Source organism: Halomonas sp. MCCC 1A11062, from assembly GCF_021404355.1.
Taxonomy (GTDB): Bacteria; Pseudomonadota; Gammaproteobacteria; order Pseudomonadales; family Halomonadaceae; genus Halomonas; species Halomonas aerodenitrificans.
In genome coordinates, this window is record NZ_JABFTW010000030.1 from 1 (window position 1) to 24272 (window position 24272).

General features: G+C 66.6%; 21 protein-coding genes. 18 read left to right on the forward strand and 3 right to left on the reverse strand.

Translation table 11 applies throughout. From position 1 onward, the window contains the following. The first annotated feature begins 124 nt into the window (after positions 1-124). The 11 genes from dctP to uxuA all read left to right on the forward strand — a co-directional run bounded on the left by dctP (position 125) and on the right by uxuA (position 11989). The gene (dctP, locus tag HOP58_RS20585) at positions 125-640 is read left to right on the forward strand and encodes a TRAP transporter substrate-binding protein DctP (protein ID WP_234261425.1); all 516 of its coding nucleotides are present in this window, start codon (positions 125-127) and stop codon (positions 638-640) included. Positions 641-738: 98 nt separating this feature from the next. Continuing rightward, on the forward strand, positions 739-1230 hold the full coding sequence (locus tag HOP58_RS20590; protein ID WP_234261444.1) for a TRAP transporter small permease subunit: 492 nt from the start codon (positions 739-741) through the stop codon (positions 1228-1230). Further along, complete coding sequence (locus HOP58_RS20595; RefSeq protein ID WP_234261445.1) at positions 1227-2516, forward strand: TRAP transporter large permease; 1290 nt, start codon at positions 1227-1229, stop codon at positions 2514-2516. The genes HOP58_RS20590 and HOP58_RS20595 overlap by 4 nt, the downstream gene beginning before the upstream one ends. Before the next feature lie 31 nt (positions 2517-2547). Beyond that, entirely contained in the window at positions 2548-3969 is a 1422-nt protein-coding gene (uxaC, locus tag HOP58_RS20600) for a glucuronate isomerase (protein ID WP_234261446.1), read from the forward strand. Positions 3970-4019: 50 nt separating this feature from the next. After that, positions 4020-5231: a D-mannonate dehydratase ManD gene (gene manD / locus HOP58_RS20605; protein WP_234252877.1), complete on the forward strand. Its 1212-nt coding sequence runs from the start codon at positions 4020-4022 to the stop codon at positions 5229-5231. Between the two features lie 13 nt (positions 5232-5244). Continuing rightward, positions 5245-6276 (forward strand): zinc-binding alcohol dehydrogenase family protein, encoded by a 1032-nt coding sequence (locus HOP58_RS20610; protein WP_234261447.1) that lies wholly within the window; start codon positions 5245-5247, stop codon positions 6274-6276. 97 nt (positions 6277-6373) lie between these two features. After that, entirely contained in the window at positions 6374-7342 is a 969-nt protein-coding gene (locus tag HOP58_RS20615) for a TRAP transporter substrate-binding protein (RefSeq protein WP_234238473.1), read from the forward strand. A 91-nt stretch (positions 7343-7433) separates the two neighbouring features. Then, a complete protein-coding gene (locus tag HOP58_RS20620) occupies positions 7434-8048 on the forward strand; it encodes a TRAP transporter small permease (RefSeq protein ID WP_234261448.1) in 615 nt (204 codons plus the stop codon). After that, positions 8039-9322 carry a TRAP transporter large permease gene (locus HOP58_RS20625; RefSeq protein WP_234261449.1) on the forward strand — a complete coding sequence of 428 codons (1284 nt, stop codon included), beginning with the start codon at positions 8039-8041 and terminating at the stop codon, positions 9320-9322. The genes HOP58_RS20620 and HOP58_RS20625 overlap by 10 nt, the downstream gene beginning before the upstream one ends. Beyond that, positions 9319-10794, forward strand: coding sequence for a mannitol dehydrogenase family protein (locus tag HOP58_RS20630; protein ID WP_010629508.1), 1476 nt, complete (start codon positions 9319-9321; stop codon positions 10792-10794). The genes HOP58_RS20625 and HOP58_RS20630 overlap by 4 nt, the downstream gene beginning before the upstream one ends. 16 nt (positions 10795-10810) lie before the next feature. After that, entirely contained in the window at positions 10811-11989 is a 1179-nt protein-coding gene (uxuA, locus tag HOP58_RS20635) for a mannonate dehydratase (protein ID WP_234261451.1), read from the forward strand. A gap of 33 nt (positions 11990-12022) precedes the next feature. Here uxuA and HOP58_RS20640 read toward each other — a convergent pair whose 3' ends face one another. The 3 genes from HOP58_RS20640 to HOP58_RS20650 all read right to left on the reverse strand — a co-directional run bounded on the left by HOP58_RS20640 (position 12023) and on the right by HOP58_RS20650 (position 15139). Further along, on the reverse strand, positions 12023-13036 hold the full coding sequence (locus tag HOP58_RS20640) for a sugar kinase (protein ID WP_267963538.1): 1014 nt from the start codon (positions 13034-13036) through the stop codon (positions 12023-12025). Between the two features lie 82 nt (positions 13037-13118). Next, a complete protein-coding gene (locus HOP58_RS20645; protein ID WP_234261455.1) occupies positions 13119-14144 on the reverse strand; it encodes a LacI family DNA-binding transcriptional regulator in 1026 nt (341 codons plus the stop codon). Positions 14145-14236: 92 nt separating this feature from the next. Beyond that, positions 14237-15139, reverse strand: coding sequence for a LysR family transcriptional regulator (locus HOP58_RS20650; protein WP_234252884.1), 903 nt, complete (start codon positions 15137-15139; stop codon positions 14237-14239). A gap of 173 nt (positions 15140-15312) precedes the next feature. On the opposite strand from HOP58_RS20650, the gene HOP58_RS20655 reads away from it, so the two are divergent. The 7 genes from HOP58_RS20655 (at position 15313) to trpB (ending at position 24138) form a co-directional block, all read left to right on the forward strand. Then, positions 15313-16824: a CoA-acylating methylmalonate-semialdehyde dehydrogenase gene (locus HOP58_RS20655; protein ID WP_010629503.1), complete on the forward strand. Its 1512-nt coding sequence runs from the start codon at positions 15313-15315 to the stop codon at positions 16822-16824. A gap of 307 nt (positions 16825-17131) precedes the next feature. Beyond that, a complete protein-coding gene (locus HOP58_RS20660; protein WP_010629502.1) occupies positions 17132-18784 on the forward strand; it encodes a GMC family oxidoreductase N-terminal domain-containing protein in 1653 nt (550 codons plus the stop codon). Between the two features lie 202 nt (positions 18785-18986). Beyond that, on the forward strand, positions 18987-19193 hold the full coding sequence (locus HOP58_RS20665; protein ID WP_010629501.1) for a cold-shock protein: 207 nt from the start codon (positions 18987-18989) through the stop codon (positions 19191-19193). A gap of 202 nt (positions 19194-19395) precedes the next feature. Further along, positions 19396-21165, forward strand: a complete 1770-nt coding sequence (locus HOP58_RS20670; RefSeq protein WP_010629500.1) for an SLC13 family permease — start codon at positions 19396-19398, stop codon at positions 21163-21165. Positions 21166-21242: 77 nt separating this feature from the next. Next, positions 21243-21908, forward strand: a complete 666-nt coding sequence (locus tag HOP58_RS20675; protein WP_010629499.1) for an alpha/beta fold hydrolase — start codon at positions 21243-21245, stop codon at positions 21906-21908. Between the two features lie 14 nt (positions 21909-21922). Then, positions 21923-22846: a prenyltransferase gene (locus HOP58_RS20680; protein ID WP_191223397.1), complete on the forward strand. Its 924-nt coding sequence runs from the start codon at positions 21923-21925 to the stop codon at positions 22844-22846. Positions 22847-22935: 89 nt separating this feature from the next. Beyond that, a complete protein-coding gene (gene trpB / locus HOP58_RS20685; protein WP_191223351.1) occupies positions 22936-24138 on the forward strand; it encodes a tryptophan synthase subunit beta in 1203 nt (400 codons plus the stop codon). Positions 24139-24272: the final 134 nt, after the last annotated feature.

Here is a 24272-nt window from a genome sequence, read left to right on the forward strand (position 1 = left end):
AAAGTTGAATGACCGTCCCCGAAAGCGGCTCGGTTATCGGACACCGGCACAGGTGTTTTTGGGTGAATACTCAGGAGCCCTCAACACCGCAGGTGCTGCGCTTATTACTTGAATTCAGGGTCACATGCTGACCAAGAAGCTGGTCGAGGCGCCCGAGGACCTGCGCGGCGTGCGTGTGCGCACCATCAACTCGCCGGTGTGGCTGCGTACCATTGAGTCGATGGGCGCCACGCCCACGCCGCTGCCCTGGTCGGAGGTCTACTCCGCGCTGCAGCTCGGGGCGATCGATGGCGCCGAGGCGCAGCTCACCGCCGCCGAGGGCCAGAACCTGCACGAGGTGATCACCCACATTGCGCTGACCGGCCATATCCACCTGATGACCGGCATCGCCACCTCCGAGCAGTGGTATCAGTCGCTGCCCGAGGAACTGCGCACGATTCTCGACGAGGAGCTGCAGAGCGCCGGTGAAGAGGCCAGCCAAGCCACCGCCGATGCCCAGAATGCCGTGCGCGAGCGCATGGAAGCGGAAGGGGTAACCTTCACTGAGGTGGACGTCGAGCTGTTCCGCGAGCGCGTCGGCGGCGTCTACGACGAACTCGGCTACGGCCAGTATCGCGACCAGCTGACCGCCGGAGAGTGAGCCTGACGCCCCTTGTCGCCTCGGCGGCAAGGGGCGGTCGACTTGCACGCCGTTCCATGGAATCGGCCGGAGGCACTCCGGCTCCGAGGACCTTCGACATGTGGTACTGGTACGACCGACTCGAGGCCTGGCTCGCCGTTGTGCTGCTGGGCGCGACGTCCCTCACGTTGCTGGCGAGTTCCACGGCTCGCGCCATCGGCCAACCCTTCGCCGGGGGAGCCGAACTGGCCCAATTGCTGTTCATCTGGACCGCCGTGCTGGGGGCCGACATCACCCTGCGCCACGGCGGCCAGGTACGCATCGACGCCCTGGCCATCAGGCTGCCGCTGCCCTTGCAGCGCCTGGTCACCGGGCTGTGCCTGGTGCTGATGCTGGGCTTTCTCGCCTTGCTGGTGCGCTACGGCTTTCCCCTGGCGTTATCCAACTGGCAGCGCCCCATGGGCGTGGCCGGGCTGAGCTACGGCTACATCACCCTGGCGCTGCCGGTGGGGGCCAGCCTGATGATCGTCTCGCTGCTGCGCCGCGTGGCGGCCAAGGGCATCGTGATGAGCCTGGCGCCGGACGCCGAGATCGTGGAGCAGCGTCCATGACCGCCGCGCTACTGCTGGGCCTGGGGCTGCTGCTGATGGCCATCGGCATGCCCGTGGCCTTCGCCATCGGCATTGCCGGGTTCACCTACTTCTTCCTGCCCGAGACCTTCCTGCCGACCAACATCGGGGTGCAGCGCATCGTCTCGGCAACCCAGTCGTTCCCGCTGCTGGCGGTGCCGCTGTTCATCTTCATCGGCCACCTGATGAACGCAAGCGGCATCACCCCGCGGCTGATTCGGCTCTCCACGCTGCTGGCCGGCTGGATGAGCGGTGGTCTGGCCCAGGCCAGCATCGTGCTCAGCACCCTGATGGGCGGCGTGTCCGGTTCGGCGGTGGCCGATGCCGCGATGCAGTCGCGGGTGCTGGGCAAGGGCATGATCCAGGAGGGCTACACCCCGGGTTTCTCCGGCGCGGTGCTGGCCATCGGCGGGCTGATCACCGCCACCATTCCGCCGAGCATCGGCCTGATCCTCTACGGTTACCTGGGCGAGGTCTCCATCGGCCGGCTGTTCATCGCCGGCGTGGTGCCCGGCTTCCTGCTGATGGTGGCGCTGATGGTGACGACCTTTTTCGTCGCCAAGCGGCGCGGCTACGCACCGGTACGCGAAAAGCTGCCGAGCGGGCGCGAGGCGCTCGCCGCCGCGCGCAGCAGTATCTGGGCACTGCTGTTCCCGGTATGGCTGCTGGTGGGTATCCGCTATGGCCTGTTCACGCCCACCGAAGCGGGGGCCTTCGCCGTGGCCTATGCACTGCTGGTGGGCTGCGTGATCCACCGCGAGATGGGCCTGCGCGACGTTCTCACGGCGATGCACGCCAGCGTGCGCGACATCGGCATGATCATGCTGATCATCATGTTCTCGGGGATCATCGGCTACGTGGTCTCCTTCGAGCGGGTGCCGCAGACCATCGCCGAGCTGACCCTGGGCGTCTTCGCCAGTCCCACCGCGCTGCTGCTGACCCTGGCCGTGCTGCTGGTACTGCTCGGCATGCTGCTCGAGGCCACCGTGGTAGTGATGCTGCTCACGCCGATCCTGGTGCCGGTGATCAAGGCCGCCGGCATCGATCCGGTGCACTTCGGCCTGCTGATGATGACACTGGTGACCTTCGGCGGCATGACGCCGCCAGTGGGCATCTCGATGTACACCGTGTGCGGCATCCTGCGCTGCTCCTTCTTCGACTACAGCCGCGAGCTGCTGCCCTTCGCCCTGGCGGTGTTCGTGGTGGTGCTCGGCATCATCTTCTTCCCCGACATCGTGCTGTTCCTGCCCAACTGGCTGATGGGCTGAGCATGAGCGAGCGATAACTATGGAGGGTTCAATGGCCTTCACCGACAAGATCGCCTTCATGGGGCCGGATTTCCTGCTCGAGAACGAGCCGGCACGCCGGCTCTACCACGAGCATGCCGCGGCCATGCCGATCTGCGACTACCACTCGCACCTGAGCCCGCAAGAGATCGCCGGCAACGTGCAGTTCGACAACCTCACCGAACTGTGGCTCAAGGGCGACCATTACAAGTGGCGGGCGATGCGCATCGCCGGCATCGACGAGCAGCGCATCACCGGCGAGGCGAGCGACCGCGAGCGCTTCCAGGCCTGGGCCGAAACGGTGCCCCACTGCCTCGGCAACCCGCTCTACCACTGGACCCACCTGGAGCTGCGCCATCCGCTGGGCATCGAGAACACGCTGCTCTCGCCGGCCACCGCCGAGGAGATCTGGGCAACCGCACGCGATCGGCTGGCCACCCCACAGCTTAGCGCCCAGGGCATCCTCGAGCGCTTCGACGTGCGCACCGTCTGCACCACCGACGATCCGGTGGACGATCTGGCGCTGCACCGGCGCCATGCCGAGAGCGGGGCGGCCCCCGCCATGTTGCCGACCTTCCGTGCCGATACCGTGCTCAAGATCGAGCAGGCCGGCTTCGTCGACTATCTCGGCGAGCTGGAGCGTGCCAGCGGGGTGACTATTCGCGGCTACGACGACCTGCTGGCGGCGCTCTACCAGCGCCTCGAGCACTTCGCCGCCCACGGCTGCTGCCTCTCCGACCACAGCCTGGAGAGGCCGGTGTTCGTCGCACCGCCGAGCACGGCCGAACTCGACCGGCTGATCGAGCGTCGCCGCCAGGGCAGAACGCTGAGTAGCGACGAGAGCGCTTCCTTCACCACCGCGTTGCTGCTGTGGCTGGGGCGCGAGTATGCCCGCCGCGGCTGGGTGATGCAGCTCCATCTCGGCGCGCTGCGCAGCCTGAGTCGGCGCGGCCTGGCCGAGATAGGTGCCAACAGCGGCTTCGATGCGATAGGGGACGTCACCTACGCCGAGCCGCTGGCGGCGATTCTCGATGCGCTGGACCGCGAGCGGGCGCTGCCGCGCACCGTGGTCTACAACCTCAACCCCCGCGACAACGAGATGCTGGCGAGCCTGGTCGGCTCGTTCGCCAGCGACGGCATTCCCGGCAAGCTGCAGTTCGGCGCCGCCTGGTGGTTCAACGATCAGCGCGACGGCATCGAGCGCCAGCTCGTCACGCAGATGAACTTCGGCCTGCTGCGCCACTTCGTCGGCATGCTCACCGACTCGCGCAGCCTCTTGTCGTTCTCCCGTCACGACTACTTCCGCCGCATCTTCTGCCAGATGCTCGGGGCGCAGATGCAGCGCGGCGAGCTGCCGAACGATCTCGACCGTATCGGCGAGCTGGTGCGGGCGGTGTGCTACGACAACGTGCAGCGCTACCTCTTCCAGCGCTAACGACGGACAACGACAACGGCCAACCACCCCATGACTGCGACGGAACAACCATGAAAATCAGCGACGCCTATGTGATCGTCACCTCGCCGGGGCGCAACTTCGTCACCCTCAAGATCGTCACCGAGTCGGGCACCTACGGCATCGGCGATGCCACCCTGAACGGCCGTGAGATGGCGGTGGTGGCCTATCTCGAGGAGCACGTGATTCCCGCCCTGATCGGGCGCGACGCCAGTCGCATCGAGGACATCTGGCACTACCTCTACCGCGGCGCCTACTGGCGTCGGGGGCCGGTGACCATGGCGGCGGTGTCGGCGGTGGACCTGGCGCTGTGGGACATCAAGGCCAAGGCGGCGGGTATGCCGCTCTATCAGTTGCTCGGCGGCAGGAGCCGCGAGCGGGTGATGACCTACGCCCACTGCACCGGCAAGGACATCGAAGGCTGCCTGGCCGAGGTGGAGAAGCACGTCAAGCTCGGCTATCGCGCCGTACGGGTGCAGGCCGGCGTGCCCGGCATCCCGACGATCTACGGCGTGGCCAAGCGTGAGGGCGAGCGCTACGAACCGGCGGACTCCGAGCTGCCCGCCGAGCATGTGTGGAGCACCGCGAAGTACCTCAACCACGTGCCCAAGCTGTTCGCCGCGGTACGCGAGCGCTTCGGCGAGGAGCTGCACGTGCTGCACGACGTACATCATCGGCTCACGCCCATCGAGGCGGCGCGCCTGGGCAAGGCGGTAGAGCCTTATCATCTGTTCTGGCTCGAGGACTGCGTGCCGGCCGAGAACCAGGAGAGCTTCCGCCTGATCCGCCAGCACACCACCACGCCGCTGGCGGTGGGGGAGGTGTTCAACTCGATCCACGACTACCGCGAGCTGCTCGAGAACCAGTGGATCGACTACATCCGCACGCCGCTCTCCCACGGCGGAGGCATCACCCACGTGCGGCGCATCGCCGACCTGGCCTCGCTCTACCACGTGCGTACCGGCTTCCACGGTCCGACGGACCTGTCGCCGGTGTGCCTGGGCGCGGCGGTCCACTTCGACACCTGGGTGCCCAACTTCGGCATTCAGGAGCACATGCCCCACACCGCGGAAACCGACGCCGTCTTCCCCCACGACTACCGCTTCGAGGATGGCCACTTCCTGGTCGGCGAGGCGCCTGGGCACGGCGTCGACATCGACGAGGCCCTGGCCAAGCAGTACCCCTACAAGCGCGCCAGCCTGCCGGTCAACCGGCTGGAAGACGGCACGCTTTGGCACTGGTGAGGAGAGCGCACCGATGAAAGCCTTTCAGGTCAACGCACCGCTGGACTATGCCGTCGTCGAGACAAAGGCGCCCCGTGCCGCTGCCGGCGAGGTGTTGGTGAAGGTGGCCTTCGCCGGGATCTGCGGTTCCGACATGCACATCATCCATGGCGACAACGCCTTCGTACGCTTCCCGCGCATTACCGGACACGAGTTCGCCGGCACGGTCGAGGCGCTGGGCGAGGGCGTCGAGGGCATCGAGATCGGCGCCCGGGTGTGCATCGACCCGGTGGTCAGCTGCGGGCGCTGCTACCCGTGCCGCATCGGCCGCCCCAACGTGTGCAGCGCGCTGCAGGTGATCGGCGTGCACCGCGACGGAGGTTTCGAGGAGTGGGTCAACGTGCCGGCAGCCAACATCCACCTGCTGCCCGAGGGCCTGGGGCTGGAAGCCGGCGCGCTGGTGGAGCCCTATTCCATCGCCGCCAACGTGCTGGAGCGGATGCAGCCGCTGCGCGGCGACCGCCTGCTGATCTACGGTGCTGGGGTGATCGGCCTGACCATCTTGCAGATGGCTCGCGCCCTGGGCATCGAGGACATCACCGTCATCGACCTGATCGAGGAGCGCCTGGCCACGGCCCGGGAGCTCGGCGCCACGCGCATCTGGCACGGCAAGGAGAATGTCGAGGTCGAGGTGAGCGAGCTGACCGGCGGCGAGGGCATGCCGCTGATCGCCGATGCCGCCTGCGTGCCGGCGCTGCTGCCGCAGATGCTGCGCATCGCCTCGCCGGCGGGGCGTATCGGCCTGCTCGGTTTCAATCCCACCCCCAGCGACCTGGTGCAACTGGAGGTGATCAAGAAGGAGCTGACCCTGGTCGGCTCGCGGCTCAACAACCGCAAGTTTCCGGAGGTGCTCGAGCGCATGGCCTCGGGGCGTCTCGATCCGCTGGCGCTGGTCAGCCATCGCCTGCCCTTCGACGACATGCCCGGTGCCATCCACATGCTCGATCACCATCCCGAAAGGGCTCGCAAGGTGCTGATCGGTATCGGTGCCGATACCGGTACCTGAGCCAGCTCGAGGCGACAGCGGCATCGCAAGCTCGCGATGCCCCATAACAGCAACAACAACACAGCAATAACAACCAGTACGAAGAAGGAGTAACGCCATGTTCAAACGACTCGTCACCGGCGCCGTCCTCGGGGCGGCTCTCATCGGCAGCCAATCCCTGCTGGCTGCCGAGGTCACGCTGCGCTTCGGCCACCTGGCCAATGAGCAGAACATCTGGCATCAGGCCGCCGAACGCTTCAAGGAGCTGGTCGAGGAGAACTCCGACGGCCGTATCGAGGTGCTGCTCTATCCCAACGAGCAGCTCGGCAACGAGATGGATCTCATCAACAGCATCCAGCTCGGCACCGCCGACATGACCATCACCGGCGAGAGCCTGCAGAACTGGGCGCCCAAGGCGGCCATGATGGCGGTGCCCTATGCCTTCCGCGACGCCGAGCATCTGCGCCAGGCGGTGGAAAGCGAGATCGGCGAACAGATCGAGGCGCAGATCGCCGAGCGCGCCAACCTGGTGCCGCTGGCCTGGTTCGAGCGCGGCCCGCGGGAGCTGACCTCCAACCGGCCGATCCGTCACCCCGACGACCTCGACGGCATTCGCCTGCGGGTGCCCAACGTGCCGCTGTTCGTCAGCACCTGGGAGGCATTGGGTGCACGTCCCACGCCGATGGCCTTCAGCGAGGTGTTCACCGCCCTGCAGCAGAACACCATCCAGGCCCAGGAGAACCCGCTCAGCCTGATCGAGAGCGCCAGCTTCAACGAGGTGCAGGACTACGTGAACCTGACCGGCCACGTGCGCAGTTGGATCTACGTGGTGATCGGCCGCAACCGGCTCGAGAGCATGCCGGAGGAGCTGCAGCAGATCGTGCGCGAGGCAGCCCAGGAGATGCAGGTCTATCAGGCCGAGCTGTTCGAGGAGGATCAGCAGCGCCTGGAGCAGGCCCTGCAGGAGCGCGGCATGGAGTTCGTCGAGGTCGACACCGAAGCCTTCGCCGAGAAGGCGCGACCGGCGGTGGAAGCGGCCCTCAATGACGAGCAGCGTGAGCTGTTCGACGCCATCCAGAACCTGTGAACCGACCGGGCGGGCCAGGCCCGCCCACATTTCACGGGGCCCGTACCCGCCCATTTCACCCGGTTTGGCGAACCCCCAGCGAGGAGCGCCTATGGATATTTCCCCACAGCGCGACGAGGACGAAGCGGCGCGTGACGGCCAGGAGGTCGTGGCCAGTCTCGAGGCGCTGTCCGCCGTGCCCGGTTTTCAGGGGCTTTTGGGTCGTGTCATCGGCTGGATGGACCGTCTGTTCATGCTGCTCGCCAATCTGGCGCTGATCGGGATTGCCGCGACCGTGCTGTTGCAGATCTCGGGCCGGCTGTTTCTGCCGTTCGCCCTGTCCTGGACCGAGGAGCTGTCGCGCTATCTCTTCATCTATATGGTGGCGCTGGCGGCCGGGGTGGCGATACGCCGTCACCGGCACGTCAACGTCGAGCTGTTCCATCACCTGCTGGGGCTGCGCGCACGCGCCGCCTATCAGGCGCTGATCTGTCTGCTGATCGGCGGCTTCGCCCTGATGGTGCTGCCTGCGGCGTGGCAGTTCGCCCAGAACGGCGCCTGGCAGACCTCGCCCACCCTGAGGGTGCCCATGCTCTATATTTTCTTCTCCACCGTGGTGCTGTTCGCCCTGGTGCTGTTCTACAGCGTCATCGGCTTCTGCGAAGGTGTGCTGGCGGCATGGCGGCCGTCCGTCGAGGGCGACCGGGAGGGTGCGTCATGGAAGTGATGGTGCTGTTCGGTGTGTTTCTGCTGCTGCTGGTGCTGGGCCTGCCCATTGCCTTCGCGCTGGGCATCTCATCGCTCGCCTACCTGCTGCTGGAAGGTATCTCGCTGACCATCGTGCCGCAGCGCATGTACTCGGGTATCGATACCTTCGTGCTGCTGTGCATTCCCGGCTTCGTGCTGGCCGGCAACCTGATGAACGTGGGCAACATCACCGAGCACATCGTGCGCTTCTCCAACGCCGTGGTCGGTCATATCCGTGGTGGCCTCGGCCTGGCCAACGTCGGCGGCTCGATGATCTTCGGCGGCATCTCTGGCACCGCGGTGGCCGATGCCGCCAGCATCGGCTCGGTGATGATCCCCGGCATGGCGCGCTCCGGCTACGACAAACCCTTCGCCGCCGCGGTTACCGCCGCCTCGTCGACCATCGGTCCGATCATCCCGCCCAGCGTGCCGATGATCATCGTCGGCTCGCTGGCGGGCGTCTCGGTGGGGCGCATGTTCCTGGCCGGGGCCGTGCCCGGCCTGCTGTTGGGCATGGCGATGATGATCACCGTCTATCTGCTGGCGGTGAAGCGCGGCTACCCCAAGGGGCGCCGTGCCACCCTGCGCGAGCTGCTGCGTGAGGGGCGTACCGCCTTCTGGGCGCTGCTGATGACGGTGATCATCCTCTACGGCATCATCGGTGGCTTCTTCACTCCCACCGAGGCTTCCATCGTCGCCAGCCTCTATGCGCTGGTGGTGGGCATGTACGTCTACAAAGGGCTGACCTGGCGCAAGCTGCCGGCGATTCTCACCGACACCGTGCTGACCTCGTCGGCGCTGCTGCTACTGGTGGGCCTGGCCAACCTGTTCGGCTGGATCCTCACCAGCCAGCAGATCCCCCAGACCATCGCCGCCCTGATCATGGCGATCAGCGACAACCCCATCGTGGTGATCCTGATTCTCAACCTGATCCTGCTGTTCGTCGGCGCCTTCATGGAGACCATCGCTGCGCTGATCATCCTGTTCCCGGCGCTGCTGGGTGTGGCCACCGGAATCGGCATGGACCCGGTGCACTTCGCGGTGATGGCGGTGCTCAACCTGATGATTGGCTTGACCACGCCGCCGGTGGGGGTGTGCCTGTTCGTGGTCTCGGGCATCGGCAAGCTGCAGATGCTCACCGTGGCTCGCGCCATCCTGCCGTTCCTGGTCTGCAATATTCTGGTACTGCTATTGGTGGCCTACGTGCCGGCCATCTCGCTGTGGCTTCCCGACCTGTTGATGGGGACAAGATGAACGACGTTAAACGTATCGCCGCCGCCGCGCCTACCGGGCGCATCGGCATCGTCCACCTGGGGCTGGGGGCTTTCCACCGTGCCCACCAGGCGGTCTACCTGGAGCGCTATCGGCAGCGCAGCGGCGACGATGCCTGGGGTGTTTGCAGCGCCAACCTGCGCGGCGGCGTGGCGCTGGTGGATGCCCTGTGCGACGCCGGCTGCCGCTACCACGTGGCCGAATATGCCGACCGCGATACCGTTACCCTGCGCGAGATCGGCGTGGTCGAGCAGGCTCTGTTCACCGGCCGGGACCTGGCGGGGGAGTGGGGGCGCGATCTCGCGTCGCTGCTGGCGCGCATGGCCTCGCCCGAGACGCGTATCGTCACTCTCACGGTGACCGAGAAGGGCTACTTCCTGAGCCCCGCCGAGGGCAGCCTGCTGCGTGATGATCCGCTGATCGCTCACGATATCGATCAACCCCAGGCACCGCGCACCGCGCCGGGCATTCTGGTCGAGGCCCTGGCCCGGCGGCGCAGCGCGGGCGTCCCGCCGTTCACGGTGCTGTGCTGCGACAATATGCCGAACAACGGCAAGCGCACACGGGCGGCGGTGGTGCAGCTCGCCGCCTGTCGCGACGCTGAGCTTGCCGCCTGGATCGGGCGCGAGGTGGCGTTTCCCTGCAGCATGGTCGACCGCATCGTGCCGGCCATGACCGCGGCCGATTTCGTTCGCCTAGCCGAGCTGGGCGTCGAGGACCCCAACGCCGTGGTGGGCGAGGCGTTCACTCAATGGGTGGTGGAGGATGACTTCCCCCTCGGCCGACCGGCCTGGGAGGCCGAGGGCGTGGAGATGGTCGCCGATGTGGCGCCGTTCGAGACCATGAAGCTGCGTATGCTCAACGGCAGCCACTCGCTGCTTGCCTACCTGGGCGCGCTGGATGACATCGAGACAGTGTTCGATGCGGTGAGCCGCGACGACCTGGTGGCGTTGCTGCGTCGCTACATGCTGTGCGAGGCGGAGCCGACCCTGGCGATGCCCGAGGGCACCGACCTGGTGGGCTACGCGGACTCCTTGCTGGCGCGCTTCGCCAACGACAGTCTGCGTCATCGCCTGCAGCAGATCGCCATGGACGGCTCGCAAAAGCTGCCCCAGCGCTGGCTGCACGGCGCCCTGGCGCGGCTCGAAATGGGGGATGAGGTACCGTGCACCGCGCTCGGTTTGGCGGCGTGGATCCGCTATACCGCCGGAAGCGACCTGCACGGTAATGCCCATGCCGTCGACGACCCCATGGCGGGCACCTTCAGGCTGCTGCACGAAGCCCACGACGAGGATGTCGAAGCGTTGGTGCTGGCCTTTCTCGAGCTCGACGCCGTGGTGCCACCGGCGCTGGCCGAACACGCCGGCTTTACGGGGGCGGTGGTAGCGGCCTACCGCTGCCTGACGACGTATGGCCTCGACGCCGCGCTTGCAAGGCTCGACGCCCCCACCTGATAGGGAGAGATTGGTCATGGAACACACCTGGCGCTGGTTCGGCCCCAGCGATCCGATCACCCTCGACGAGATTCGCCAGACTGGTGCCACCGGCATCGTTACGGCGCTTCACGAGATACCCAACGGTACGGCCTGGCCGATCGAAGCCATCGCCGAGCGCAAGGCAGAGATCGAAGCCGCGGGGCTGACCTGGTCGGTGGTTGAGAGCGTGCCGGTGCACGAGGCGATCAAGCAGGGCGCGCCCGAGCGTGAGCGCTATATTGCCGCCTACCGGGAGACCCTGCGCAACCTGGCGGCCTGCGGTATCGACCTCGTCTGCTACAACTTCATGCCGGTGCTCGACTGGACCCGCACCGACCTGGCCTGGCGCCTGCCGGACGGCGGCCTGGCGCTGCGCTTCGATCAGACGGCCTTCGCCGCCTTTGATCTCTATCTGCTCAAGCGCCCAGGCGTCGAGGCCGAGTACAGCGAGGCCGAACGGGCCGAGGCCAGGCGTTACCTCGACGGCCTCGACGCCGCCGGGCGCGAGGCGCTGATCGATACCGTCATTGCCGGCCTGCCGGGGGCCGAGGAGCATTACACCCTGGCGCGTTTCCAAGAGGCGCTGGACGGCTATGCCGACATCGACGCCGAGCGCCTGCGCGAGAATCTCGGCCACTTCCTGCACGCCATCGTGCCGGTGGCTGAGGAGGCTGGTTTGCGACTCGCCATTCATCCCGACGACCCGCCGCGTCCGCTGTTCGGTCTGCCGCGGGTGGTTTCCACCCCCGAGGATGCCCAGTGGCTGCTCGATGCCGCACCGAGCGAGGCCAATGGCCTGACCCTGTGCACCGGCTCCTACGGCGTGCGCGACGACATCGACCTGGCCGCCATGGCGCGCCGCTTCGGCCCGCGCATCTACTTCGCTCACCTGCGCTCGACCCGGCGCGAGGCCACCGATCCGCGCACCTTCCACGAGGCGCATCATCTCGGTGGCGACGTCGATATGGTGGCGGTGATCGCCGCGCTGGTGGCGGAGGAGCGGCGCCGCGAGCGCGAGGGCGGCCCGCGGCTGCCGCTGCGGCCGGATCACGGCCACCATATTCTCGACGACCAGCGCCGCGACACCCGCCCCGGCTATCCGCTCTACGGTCGCATGAAGGGGCTCGCCGAGCTGCGCGGCGTGGAGCTGGCGGTACGCCGCTTGCTGAGCTGAGCGTAGCCGGGCTGCCTGCCTCTCAGGGCGCCATCAGGCGCCCTGGTCCAGCCTGGCCTCGAGCTCGGTCAGCTGTTCGCGACTCGGCAAGCCTTCCATGTCGCCTATCACCTGCACCGCCAGCGAGCCGATCAGATTGCCGCGGCGCACCGCCTCCCGTGGGGAGCGGCGGTCGAGCAGGGCGCTGACCACTCCCACGGCGAAGCCGTCGCCGGCGCCCACCGTATCTACCACTTCGTCCACCGCAAAGCCGGGCACGCTGAAGGACTCCAGCTCGCCGCCAAGACTGCCGCGGTAGAAGCTGCCTTGGGGGCCGAGCTTGATGATCACCGCCGAGGCGCCGCGTTCGAGATAGAAGTCGGCGATGGCCTCGGGCGTGTCCTGACCGGTCAGCAGACGCCCCTCGGCGAGCCCCGGCAGCACCCAGTTGGAGAGGCTGGCGAGGTCATTGAGGGTATCGCGCATCTCGGCCTCGCTCTTCCATAGGCTGGGACGCAGGTTGGGATCGAACGAGATGCTGGCGCCGACCTGGCGAGCCTGAGTCAGCATGTGCCGGGAGAGTTCGCGGGCGCTGGGCGACAGCGCCGGGGGGATGCCGGTGGCGTGCAGATGGCGCAGGGCGGTGAAGTCCACCTCGGCGGCATCGGTGAGCGAGAGGTGGCTGGCAGCGCTGCCACGGCGGAAGTACTCCACTCGCGGGTCGGCGCCACCCAGGGCACGCTCCTTGAACATCAGACCGGTAGGGTGGGTGGGGTCGCTGCCGAGATAACGACAGTCCAGCCCTTCGGCTTCCAGGGTGTGGCGAATGAAGTCGCCGAAGCTGTCGGCTCCCACGCGGCTCAGCCAGCCGACATGGAAACCCAGCCGGGCGAGGCCGATGGCCACGTTGGTGTCGGCGCCGGCAATCCGGCGCTGGAAGTGCTCCACCTCGGCCAGGTGGCCAGGGGCGTCGGCGACGAACAGGGTCATCGCCTCGCCAAAGGTGAGAATCTCGGGGCTAGGCTCTTTACTTGAAACCGGGCTTGAAACTGGGCTTGAGTGGCTCATGGGTATCTCGCTTGTTCTTGGGAACGTTACCATTCGAGTGGGCAAGGATTGTCAGTCAGTCTGGAACAGTTGGGTTGGGAGTTCAGCCGGTGAGACGCGTGGAGCCTCGTGCTATCAGCTTGGGTTCGAATCGATGCTGCCTGGCCTTGGCATCGGCCTGGCTGTTGGGCTTGGCCAGAAGGCTGGCGACGGCCTGCTGGCCAATCGCTTCGGTGGGCTGCGCCAGGGTGGTGATGCCCGGATCGATCAGCGCGCACCAGTCGAGCTCGTCGATGCCCATCAGCCCGGTCTTGCCGAGTCGTGCGCCGAGCCTTTGCATGGCGCGGGTGGCGGCCAGGGTGACCGCACCGTTGGCACACAGCAGGGCACGCGGCACTTCACCCGAGCCCTTGTGAGCTGAACGCGTGAGAAAGGCCTCGATGGCTCGCACCAGTTCATCGTCGCTGCCGTTCATCGTGTAAGCCTCGCCTGTCAGACGACGAACCGCCAGACCGTCTTGAAAGCGCGTCAGGCGCTCACGGCGTGGACTGGCCCGCTCGGGCGGCTCGCTGAGATATAGCAGCTCGCCGTAACCCTGCTCGGCGAGGTGGTCGAGAGCCAGATCGATGGCCTTTGCATTGTCGAGCCCCACCAGATCGGCCTGCACGGTGCCTAGTTCGCGGTCGAGTAGTACCAGCGGCATGCCTTGATCGGTCAACGCTTGCAGCTCTGCGTCGGGGCTGCCGGACGCGTTGATGATCAGTCCTTCCACCTGGTAGGCGGCCATCAGCCCCAGGTGCGTGCGTTCGAGCTCAGGGTCGTTATCGGTGTTGCATACGAGCAGCGCCAGGCCCTGCTCGCGGCACGCGCGCTCCACGCCGTGCATCACTGCCACTGAGAAGGGGTTGCGAATGTCCGCCACCAGCATGCCGATCAGGCGCGAGCGGCCCCCCTTGAGGCCCCGGGCCATCTGGTTGGGGCGATAATCGAGACGCAGGGCGGCCGCGGCGATGCGCTCGCACAGCGCCGGCGACAGCTTATCGCGCTCGCCGCTGAAGTAGCGCGATACGCTGGTCTTGGAAACACCGGCTTCACGGGCGACTTCGATGATGGTGGCGCGACGTGGCATGAGGCGACTCGATGAATGGGAACGTTCCCATCATAGGTCGAGACGGTGCTAGCGACAACCGCACGACTACAGCCTGAGGTGGTGGCTCGGCGTTAACTCTCGCCCCACACGCTGCTCAGCACCTCCAGCGCTGCGGCCACGGCAGGTTCCTCACTGCGCTCTCTCCGCCAGATGAAGCACAGCGCGCAGGGCAGGCGGACGCCCTCGACCACCACCAGACCGCGCTCCTGACGCTCGGCCATCGCCAGGGCGTCGCGGGCCAGGCTCAGGCCCACGCCGGCGCGCACCAGATCGAGCATGCACGCTTCCTGATCCACCTGGGCCACGCCGTGAGGCGTCACCCCGAGCGGGTCGAGGGCGCCGCGCAGCAGGCGGTGGTGGGCCGAAAGCGTCGGTGTGACGATCCACGGCTGGGCGGCCAGGCTCTTCCAGTCGCTGCTGGCCACCCGACTGCCCCAGCCGGGTGGGGCCACTACGTGGTAGTGGAAGTGGGTCAGCTCGCGATGACCGATATCCGCTGCGTCCGGCCCGGGACCTTCGCCGGGCGGCGCGAGGAAAAAGCCGACATCGAGCTCGTCGCGGCGAATCCACTCCAGCACGCTGCCGCTCATGCCGTGCTGCAGCTCGGTTTCCAGCTGCGGTGCGCGCTCCACCAGGCGATGCAGAAAGGCGCCGAGGCGAATGAACTCGGGGTCGACGATGGTGCCGATGCGCAGCCGGCCGCGCAGGGTGCCGTGCAGGGCGCGAGCGCTCTGCTCGAAGGCGGCCATGGCGGCCAGTGCCCGCTCCGCCGCGGGCAACAGGGCGTGGCCGTCGGCGGTCAGCGCCAGGCCCTGTGGGCGACGGCGAAACAGCGTCAGTCCCAGGGCTTCCTGCAGCTGCTTGAGCTTGAGGCTGACTGCCGGCTGGGTCAGATGCAGGCGCTCGGCGGCGCGGGAGACGCTGCCCTCATGAGCCACGGTAACGAAGGCGCGAAGCGTGGGTAGGTCGTGCATGGCGGAGAGTCGGTCAGGATATAAAAGAAGCTTATATCTGGCTTTTGAATTACTCAATTGATCCTTGCTCTCGGCGCGGTAGTCTAGACAGTCACAGCCGTGTGCCTGTTCGCTGGACGTGCCGAAAGACGTGCCGTCCAACCGAGGGCAGCTTACGACAAGAGGAAGCACCCATGACTCAGAACACCATCGCCCATTATATCGCCGGACAAATGACGACCGGCGAGTCGGGTCGTCATCAGAGCGTCTACAACCCGGCCACCGGTCAGGTCACGGGGCAGGTGGCGCTGGCTTCCCGTGCCGACGTAAACACCGCCGTGGCCGCCGCCAAGGCCGCCTTCCCGGCCTGGGCCGATACCCCGCCGATCCGTCGCGCGCGGGTGCTGTTCAAGTTCCTCGAGCTGCTCAACGCCAACAAGGACGAGCTGGCCCGCGCCATTACACTGGAGCACGGCAAGGTCTTCACCGACGCCCAGGGCGAAGTGGCCCGCGGCATCGACATCGTCGAGTTCGCCTGCGGCATTCCGCAGCTGCTCAAGGGCGACTTCACCGAACAGGTGAGCAACGGCATCGACAACTGGACCGTGCGTCAGCCGCTGGGCGTGGTAGCCGGTATCACACCGTTCAACTTCCCGGCCATGGTGCCGATGTGGATGTTCCCGGTGGCCATAGCCGCTGGCAACACCTTCATCCTCAAGCCCAGCCCCACCGATCCTAGCGCCTCGCTGCTGATCGCCGACCTGCTCAAGCAGGCCGGCCTGCCCGACGGCGTGTTCAACGTGGTGCAGGGCGACAAGGAGTCCGTCGATGCGCTGATCGAGCATCCCGACGTGCAGGCGCTCTCTTTCGTCGGCTCCACCCCCATCGCCAACCTGATCTACGAGAACGGCGCACGCCACGGCAAGCGCGTCCAGGCCCTGGGCGGTGCCAAGAACCACATGGTGGTGATGCCCGACGCCGATCTCGACAAGGCCGTCGACGCCCTGATCGGGGCCGCCTACGGCAGCGCCGGCGAACGCTGCATGGCGATCAGTGTGGCGGTGCTGGTGGGCGACGTGGCCGACAAGGTCGTGCCGCGCCTGGCCGAGCGTGCCCGCGCACTCAAGGTCAAGAACGGCCTCGAGCTCGACGCCGAGATGGGCCCCATCGTCACCGCCCAGGCTCACCAGCGCATCACCGGCTACATCGAGAAGGGCGTTGCCGAGGGCGCCGAACTGGTGGTCGACGGCCGTGACTTCGATGCCTCTACCACCGGCGACGGCTGCGGCGAAGGCTTCTGGATGGGCGGTTCGCTGTTCGATCACGTCACCCCGGAGATGACCATCTATAAGGAAGAGATCTTCGGCCCGGTGTTGGCCTGCGTGCGGGTCCCCGACGTGGCCACAGCCATCCAGCTGATCAACGACCACGAGTTCGGCAATGGCGTGAGCTGCTTCACCGAGAGCGGCAGCGTGGCCCGCGAGTTCGGCCGTCGCATTCAGGTCGGCATGGTCGGCATCAACGTGCCGATTCCGGTGCCCATGGCGTGGCACGGCTTCGGTGGCTGGAAGCGCTCGCTGTTCGGCGATACCCACGCCTACGGCGAAGAGGGCGTGCGCTTCTACACCAAGCAGAAGTCGATCATGCAGCGCTGGTCCGACTCGATCAACGCAGGCGCCGAGTTCGCCATGCCGACCCATAAGTGAGTCCTGCTGACGGATACGCACGGCGTCAGTGAGAGGCGCCGAGGGGAGACCGAAGAGGAGGTCATTTGCCAGGGGTGAGGAGCACTGCTCCGAACGGGCTGGCCATGGATGGCCAGCACCGGCCCTGCAAGCGGAGCAGGACGCGAGAGCGCCGCAGGGCAAATGTAGCGCCCAGGGATGGGTTCACAGCGCCTCCTCGCAGGTCTTCCCCTCGGATCAGCCTCGAACGGGCATCAACTGCCGTACATAAGAGAGAGGCTTTGCTGTCGGCTAAGGGCGCCGGTGGCATGCCGAGAGAGAGCACGCCATGGCAGAGCAGGAATTCGACTACATCGTAGTGGGGGCCGGTACCGCTGGCTGCCTGCTGGCCAACCGCCTCAGCGCCGACCCGGCCAACCGGGTGCTGCTGATCGAAGCGGGCGGCCGCGACAACTACCACTGGGTGCACATCCCGGTGGGTTATCTCTACTGCATCAACAACCCGCGCACCGACTGGTGCTTCAAGACCGAGCCGGACAAGGGGCTCAACGGCCGCTCGCTGATCTACCCGCGCGGCAAGACCCTGGGCGGCTGCTCCAGCATCAACGGCATGCTCTATCTGCGCGGCCAGGCCCGAGACTACGACGGCTGGGCCGAGCTGGTGGGCGACGACGACTGGCGCTGGGAGAACTGCCTGCCGGACTTCATGAAGCACGAAGACCACTACCGCCTGGACGAGGGCGGCGATGCCGATGCCGCCCACCGCGACTATCACGGCCACGGCGGCGAGTGGCGGGTCGAGAAACAGCGGCTCAAGTGGGAGGTGCTCGATGACTTCGCCGAAGCGGCAGTGGAGGCGGGCATTCCGCGCACGCGGGACTTCAACCGCGGCGACAACGAGGGCGTCGACTACTTCGAGGTCAACCAGCGCGACGGCTGGCGCTGGAACGCCGCCAAGGCCTTCCTGCGCCCGGTGTGCGAAAAACGCAGCAACTTCACCCTGTGGCACTCCGCCCAGGTGCACCGCCTGCTGTTCGACACCGATGAGAGCGGCAAGCCCCGCGCCACCGGCGTCGAACTCGAACGCAACGGCAGCGTCAGCCGGGTGAAGGCGAAGCGTGAAGTGATCCTGGCCGCAGGCGCCATCGGTTCGCCGCAGCTGCTGCAGCTTTCCGGCATCGGCCCGGCCGCCCTTCTGGCCGAGCACGGCATTCCGCTGGTTCACGAGCTGCCCGGGGTAGGGGAGAACCTGCAGGATCACCTGCAGATCCGCTCGGTCTACAAGGTCACCGGAGCCAAGACCCTCAACACCCTGGCCGCCTCCTGGCTGGGCAAGGCGAAGATCGGCATGGAGTACCTGCTGCGCCGCACCGGGCCGATGAGCATGGCCCCCTCGCAGCTGTGCATCTTCACCCGCAGCAGCGACGAATACGAACACCCCAACATCGAGTATCACGTCCAGCCGCTCAGCCTCGAGGCCTTCGGCCAGCCGCTGCACGATTATCCGGCGATCACCGCCAGCGTGTGCAACCTCAACCCCACCAGCCGCGGCAGCGTGCGTATCAAGAGTCGCGACCCGCGTCAGGCCCCGGCCATCGCGCCCAACTACCTCAGCACCGAAGAGGATCGCCGCGTGGCAGCAGACTCGCTGCGGGTCACCCGGCGAATCGCCGAGCAACCGGCGTTCGCCAAGTACCGTCCCGAAGAGGTCAAGCCCGGTGTGCAGTACCAGAGCGACGAAGACCTGGCGCGTCTGGCGGGCGATATCGGCACCACCATCTTCCATCCGGTGGGCACGGCCAAGATGGGCCGCGACGACGACCCCATGGCAGTGGTGGACTCGCATCTGCGGGTGCGCGGCGTCGAGGGACTGCGGGTGGTGGACGCCAGCGTGATGCCCACCATCACCAGCGGCAACACCAATTCGCCGACGCTGATGATCGCCGAGAAGGCGGCTGCCTGGATTCTCGAATCGAGGTAACATTAACGTCACCTACACAAAATAGTGTTTGACGTGTGGGGACGAAGAGCGCAAGATGCGTGCAGTTGGTTAGCAAGTCGAACATCGCAAGTGGTTATCGAAACGCTCATGGCGTCTTGATTTCCCGGTGAAAAGTTTCTTGTTTTACCCACTGCAACTCGGGTATTTCCCGGAAAATCAATGCTATTAGAGGAATTCGATAATGGCTACCGGTACTGTCAAGTGGTTCAACGACACCAAGGGCTTCGGCTTCATCTCTCCGGACGACAACGGTGACGACCTGTTCGCTCACTTCTCCGAGATCCAGGCTGACGGCTTCAAGACTCTGCAGGACGGTCAGAAGGTCTCCTTCGACGTCACTCAGGGCAAGAAAGGCCTTCAGGCTTCCAACATCAAGGTCATTGGCTAAGCTTCGGCTTACCATGAGTTGATGTGCCACCTCGGTGGCGACGAAAGGCCCGCGCAAGCGGGCCTTTTGCGTTGCTGTGCATGCGTTTCTCGTGTGCAAGGTATATGCATTTTTGGCATTAATGAATTTCTAAAAATAACTTTTTAGAATATGCGGCAGCCTTCACAATGGCTCAGCACCTTTGTGAACGGAACCCTCGCACATGCCGCTGGATGCTTGGATCTCATTGGCCGTGGTCATGGCCGTTTTCCCTTTGATGGCCTTTTCGCGCCTCGGCCCGGACATCGTTCTGCTGGGGGCGGTCATCCTGCTGCTGACGCTCGGCATCATCGACCCGAGCCAGGCCTTGGGCGGTTTCTCCAGTACCGGTCTGTTCACCGTGGCCTTCATGTACGTGCTGGTGGCTAGCATCCGTGAGACCGGCGGTATCGACTTGATCATTCGCCATGTGCTGGGGCGTCCTCGTCGCGAGGGTGGCGCGCTGGTGAGGCTGGTGGTGCCGGTCGCTGCCCTCAGTGCCTTTCTCAACAATACTCCGGTTGTCGCTACCTATATCCCCGCCGTGCTCAGCTGGAGCCAACGCCTGAAGCTGCCGGCGCACCGGCTGCTGATGCCGCTCAGTTTCGCCTCGATCCTGGGCGGCACCGTCACGCTGATCGGCACCAGTACCAACCTGGTGGTGCATGGCCTGCTGGTGGAGCGCTATCCTGGGCTGGCGATGGGGCTGTTCGATCTTGCCTGGGTGGGGCTGCCGGTGGCCCTGATCGGAGCGCTCTATCTGATCGTCATCGCGCCGCGCCTGCTGCCGGAGCGTCGTGGTACGGCGTCGGCGTTCGAGAATCCCCGCGAGTTCACCATCGAGATGGAGGTCGACCCGAACGGCCCCTTGGTAGACCGCACCGTGGAAGAGGCCGGCCTGCGCCACCTCTGCGAGCTGTTTCTGGTGGAGATCGAGCGCGAGGGCAACGTGGTCAGCGTGGTAGGGCCGGGCGAACGGCTCAAGGGTGGCGACCGGCTGGTCTTTGCTGGCACCTCCGACGGCGCCGTGGAACTGCAGCAGATTCGCGGTCTGATGCCGTCGCGCCATGGCGAGTCGAGTCTTGAAAAAGACTTCAAGGAGCGGCGGCTGGTGGAGGCGGTGGTCTCCGACCAGTGCCAGTTCGTCGGCAAGCGCATTCGCGACGGCCACTTTCGCACGCTGTATGGCGCCGCGGTGCTGGCGGTGTGTCGGGGCGGCGAGCGAGTGGCCGGCAACCTCGGCCAGGTGCGCCTGCAGCCCGCCGACGTGTTGCTGCTGGAAGCACGCCCGCCCTTCATCGAGCGTCACCGCCAGTCGCGCGACTTCCTGCTGATCAGTCAGGTCAACGGCCAGGCGCGTCCCAAGCACGAGAAGGCCTGGCTGGCCTGGAGCATCCTGGCGGGGGTGGTGGCTCTCGCCACCTTCGGCGTGATGAGCATGATGAACGCTGCCATGCTGGGCGCGGTGCTGGTGCTGGCCACCGGCTGCTGCTCGGTGGGGGCGGCCAAGCGCGGGCTCGATACTCAGGTACTACTCACCATTGCCGCTTCCTTCGGTCTGGGCGCGGCGTTGGAGAGTTCCGGTGCGGCGGCCACCCTGGCCGGGCTGGCACTGGGTGTGGCCGACGGTAACCCCTTGCTGCTGCTGATCGGCACCTATCTGCTGGTGGCGTTGCTGACCGAGCTTGTGACCAACAACGCGGCGGCGGTGATCACCTTCCCGGTGGTCATGGCCAGCGCCGAGAGTCTTGGCGTCAATCCCATGCCCTTCGTAGTGGCGGTGATGTTCGCCGCCTCGGCCAGTTTCCTCACGCCCATCGGCTATCAAACCAACTTGATGGTGCACGGCCCCGGTGGCTACCGCTTCGGCGACTTCCTGCGCGTGGGCGGCCTACTCAACGTGCTGACGGCGATCGTCGCCCTCGTGCTGATTCCGCTGGTGTGGCCGTTCTGAGCCGCCCGGCGCTCGCCGTGGTCATGGCTTTGCGGTAGGGTGTCGGGTTGATACGAGCCACGACGAAGGAACCCGCCATGAGCCATCCCGGCGAACTGATCATCGAGCCCAGAAGCGGCCGTCCGGCCGACGCCTGCGTCTTCATTCTTCATGGCCTGGGCGCCGACGGCCACGATTTCGAGCCCCTGGTGCCGGCGCTGACGCTGAAAGAGGGGCTCGATGTGCGTTTCATCCTGCCCCATGCACCGCGGCTGCCGGTGACCATCAACGGTGGCATGGTGATGCCGGCGTGGTACGACATCTACGAGATGAGCCTCGACCGCCGTGTCGATACCCGGCAACTGGTGGCCTCGGCCGAGCGCATCCAGGCGCTGGTGCAGGAGCAGATCGACCACGGTATCGACAGCCGGCGCATCATTCTCGCCGGCTTCTCCCAGGGAGGGGCGGTGGCCTACCAGGCAGCGCTCTCCTTCCCGTCCCCGCTTGGTGGGCTGCTGGCCATGTCCACCTACTTCGCTACCGCCGAGACCATCGAGCTGAACGAAGCCAACCGCGGGCTGCCCATCGAGATTCACCACGGATCCTTCGACCCGGTGGTGCCCGAAGCGCTGGGCAAGGCCGCCCAGCAGCGCCTGCAGTCGCTGGAGTATCCGGTCAACTACCGCAGCTATCCCATGGCTCATGCGGTCTGTCCGCAGCAGGTCGGCGATATCGCCGCCTGGCTCAACGCCCGCCTGAGCTGAAACCCGTGAACGACATGGCGGCGCCACCTTCTGCCGCGCGGGCCTGCCTGCGCAGCAGTCGGCCGAACTTCTTGGTGCTGGCGCCGCTGTGCGCGGGCCTGGCGATCACCGCGGCCTGGGCCGACGGCCACGCGGTGGCTGGGTGGGATGCCCTGTTGGTGCTGCTTGGGGCACTGCTGGCTCACGCTGCAGTCAACCTGTTCAACGAGCATTATGACTTCTTCTCAGGGCTGGATGAGCTCACCGAGCGCACGCCGTTCTCAGGCGGCAGCGGAGCGCTGCTGGCGCGGCCCGAGGCCGCCCGGGCGGTGCTGGCCGCCGCGCAGGCCTGCCTGGCCGGCGTCGTCGGCATCGGCGCCTGGTTCCTGTGGCGCACGGGGCCCGCCCTGCTGCTCTACGGCCTGGCCGGGGTGGCGCTGGTGGTGGCCTATACCGGCTGGCTGACCCGCCGCCCCTGGCTCTGCCTGCTGGCGCCCGGGGTGGGCTTCGGCCTGCTGATGGTGGCGGGAGGGTACCAGGCGCTGACCGGCACGCTGAGCGGCACGGCGGTGGCGGTCGCGCTGGTGCCCACGGCCATGGTCAGCGCGCTGCTGCTGCTCAACCAGCTGCCCGACATCGAGGCCGATCGCCGGGTAGGGCGCGACCACCTGGCGATTCGCCTGGGGCCAAGGCGGGCGGCGCGGCTGGTGGCGCTGCTGATGGTCGCGGCCTTTGCCGTGGTGCCGCTGGCCTGGCTGGCCGACGCCCTGCCCGCAGGGGCCTGGCTGATGTGGCTGGCGCTGCCGCCGCTGGCCTGGCTGGTGCACGGCCTGTTGCGGCTGCCGCCCGAGGTGGAGCGGGGCGAAGTGGCGCCGCTGCTGCCGCTGATGGGGCGCAACGTGGCCGTGCTGCTGGCAAGCTTGACGCTGCTCAACCTGGGGCTCATTGCGGCGGCCTGAACGGCGTTTGCGCCCTTGGCTGTATCGACATGGCCGTGCCTGCTGGGCAAGATGGCAGCATCCGTTTCCGCTACCCCCAGGACCCCTCGATGAGCACTTCCCCGTACGCCAACCTTCCCGACGCTCAAGGTTTCTTCGGCCGCTTTGGTGGGCAGTTCATCCCGCCCGAGCTCAAGACGGTGATGGACGAGATCCACGCCGCCTACGAAGAGATTCGCGTACGCGACGACTTCCAGCAGGAGCTGGCCGAGCTGTTCGCCGACTACGTCGGCCGTCCCAGCCCGATCTTCCACGCGCGGCGCCTTTCCCAGAAGCTTGGCGGTGCCCAGCTGCATCTCAAGCGCGAGGACCTCAACCACACCGGCGCGCACAAGATCAACCACTGCCTGGGCGAGGCGCTGCTGGCCAAGTTCATGGGCAAGACCAAGGTGATCGCCGAGACCGGCGCCGGCCAGCACGGCGTGGCGCTGGCCACCGCCTGCGCCCTGGTGGGCATTCCCTGCGAGATCCACATGGGCCAGGTGGATATCGAGAAGGAGCACCCCAACGTCACCAAGATGAAGATCCTCGGCTGCAAGCTGGTGCCGGTCACGCGCGGCACGGCCACGCTCAAGGACGCGGTGGACAGCGCCTTCGAGGAGTACCTGAAGGACCCGCAGAACTTCATCTATGCCATCGGTTCGGTGGTGGGGCCGCACCCTTTCCCCAAGATGGTGCGCGACTTCCAGTCGATCATCGGCCGCGAGGCGCGCGAGCAGTTCCTGGCGCGCCACGGCCGGCTGCCCGACCACGTCACCGCCTGCGTCGGCGGCGGCTCCAACGCCATCGGCATGTTCACCGCCTTCCTCGATGACGATGCAGTCCGCCTGGTAGGCGTGGAGCCCGCGGGCGAAGGGCTCGACACGCCGCGCCACTCCGCCACCCTCACGCTCGGCAAGCCCGGCGAGATCCACGGCATGGCGTGCTATGTGCTGGAAGACGGCCAGGGCAACCCGCTGCCGGTGTACTCCATTGCCTCGGGGCTCGACTACCCGGGCGTGGGGCCGCAGCACAGCTACCTCAAGGAGCAGGGCCGCGTCGACTACGAGACCGCCACCGACGCCGAGTGCCTCGACGCCTTCCTGGCCCTGTCGCGGGTAGAAGGCATCATCCCGGCGCTGGAGAGCGCCCATGCCGTGGCCTGGGCCATGCGGGTGGCGCCCAGCCTGCCGCAGGACCACCATATCCTGATCAACCTTTCCGGCCGCGGCGACAAGGATGCCGACTACGTGGCGCAAAAGCTCGGACTCTGACAGGCTAGTAGGGGACGCCTGCCCGAAATTGGCCTTCCACGGTTGAGTCGGGCAGAATGAGTCCCAAGGTATTGGACGAGAACGTCCAATCCGTTCGCTCGATGCTGGACATTCAACACAAGGAGACTGTGATG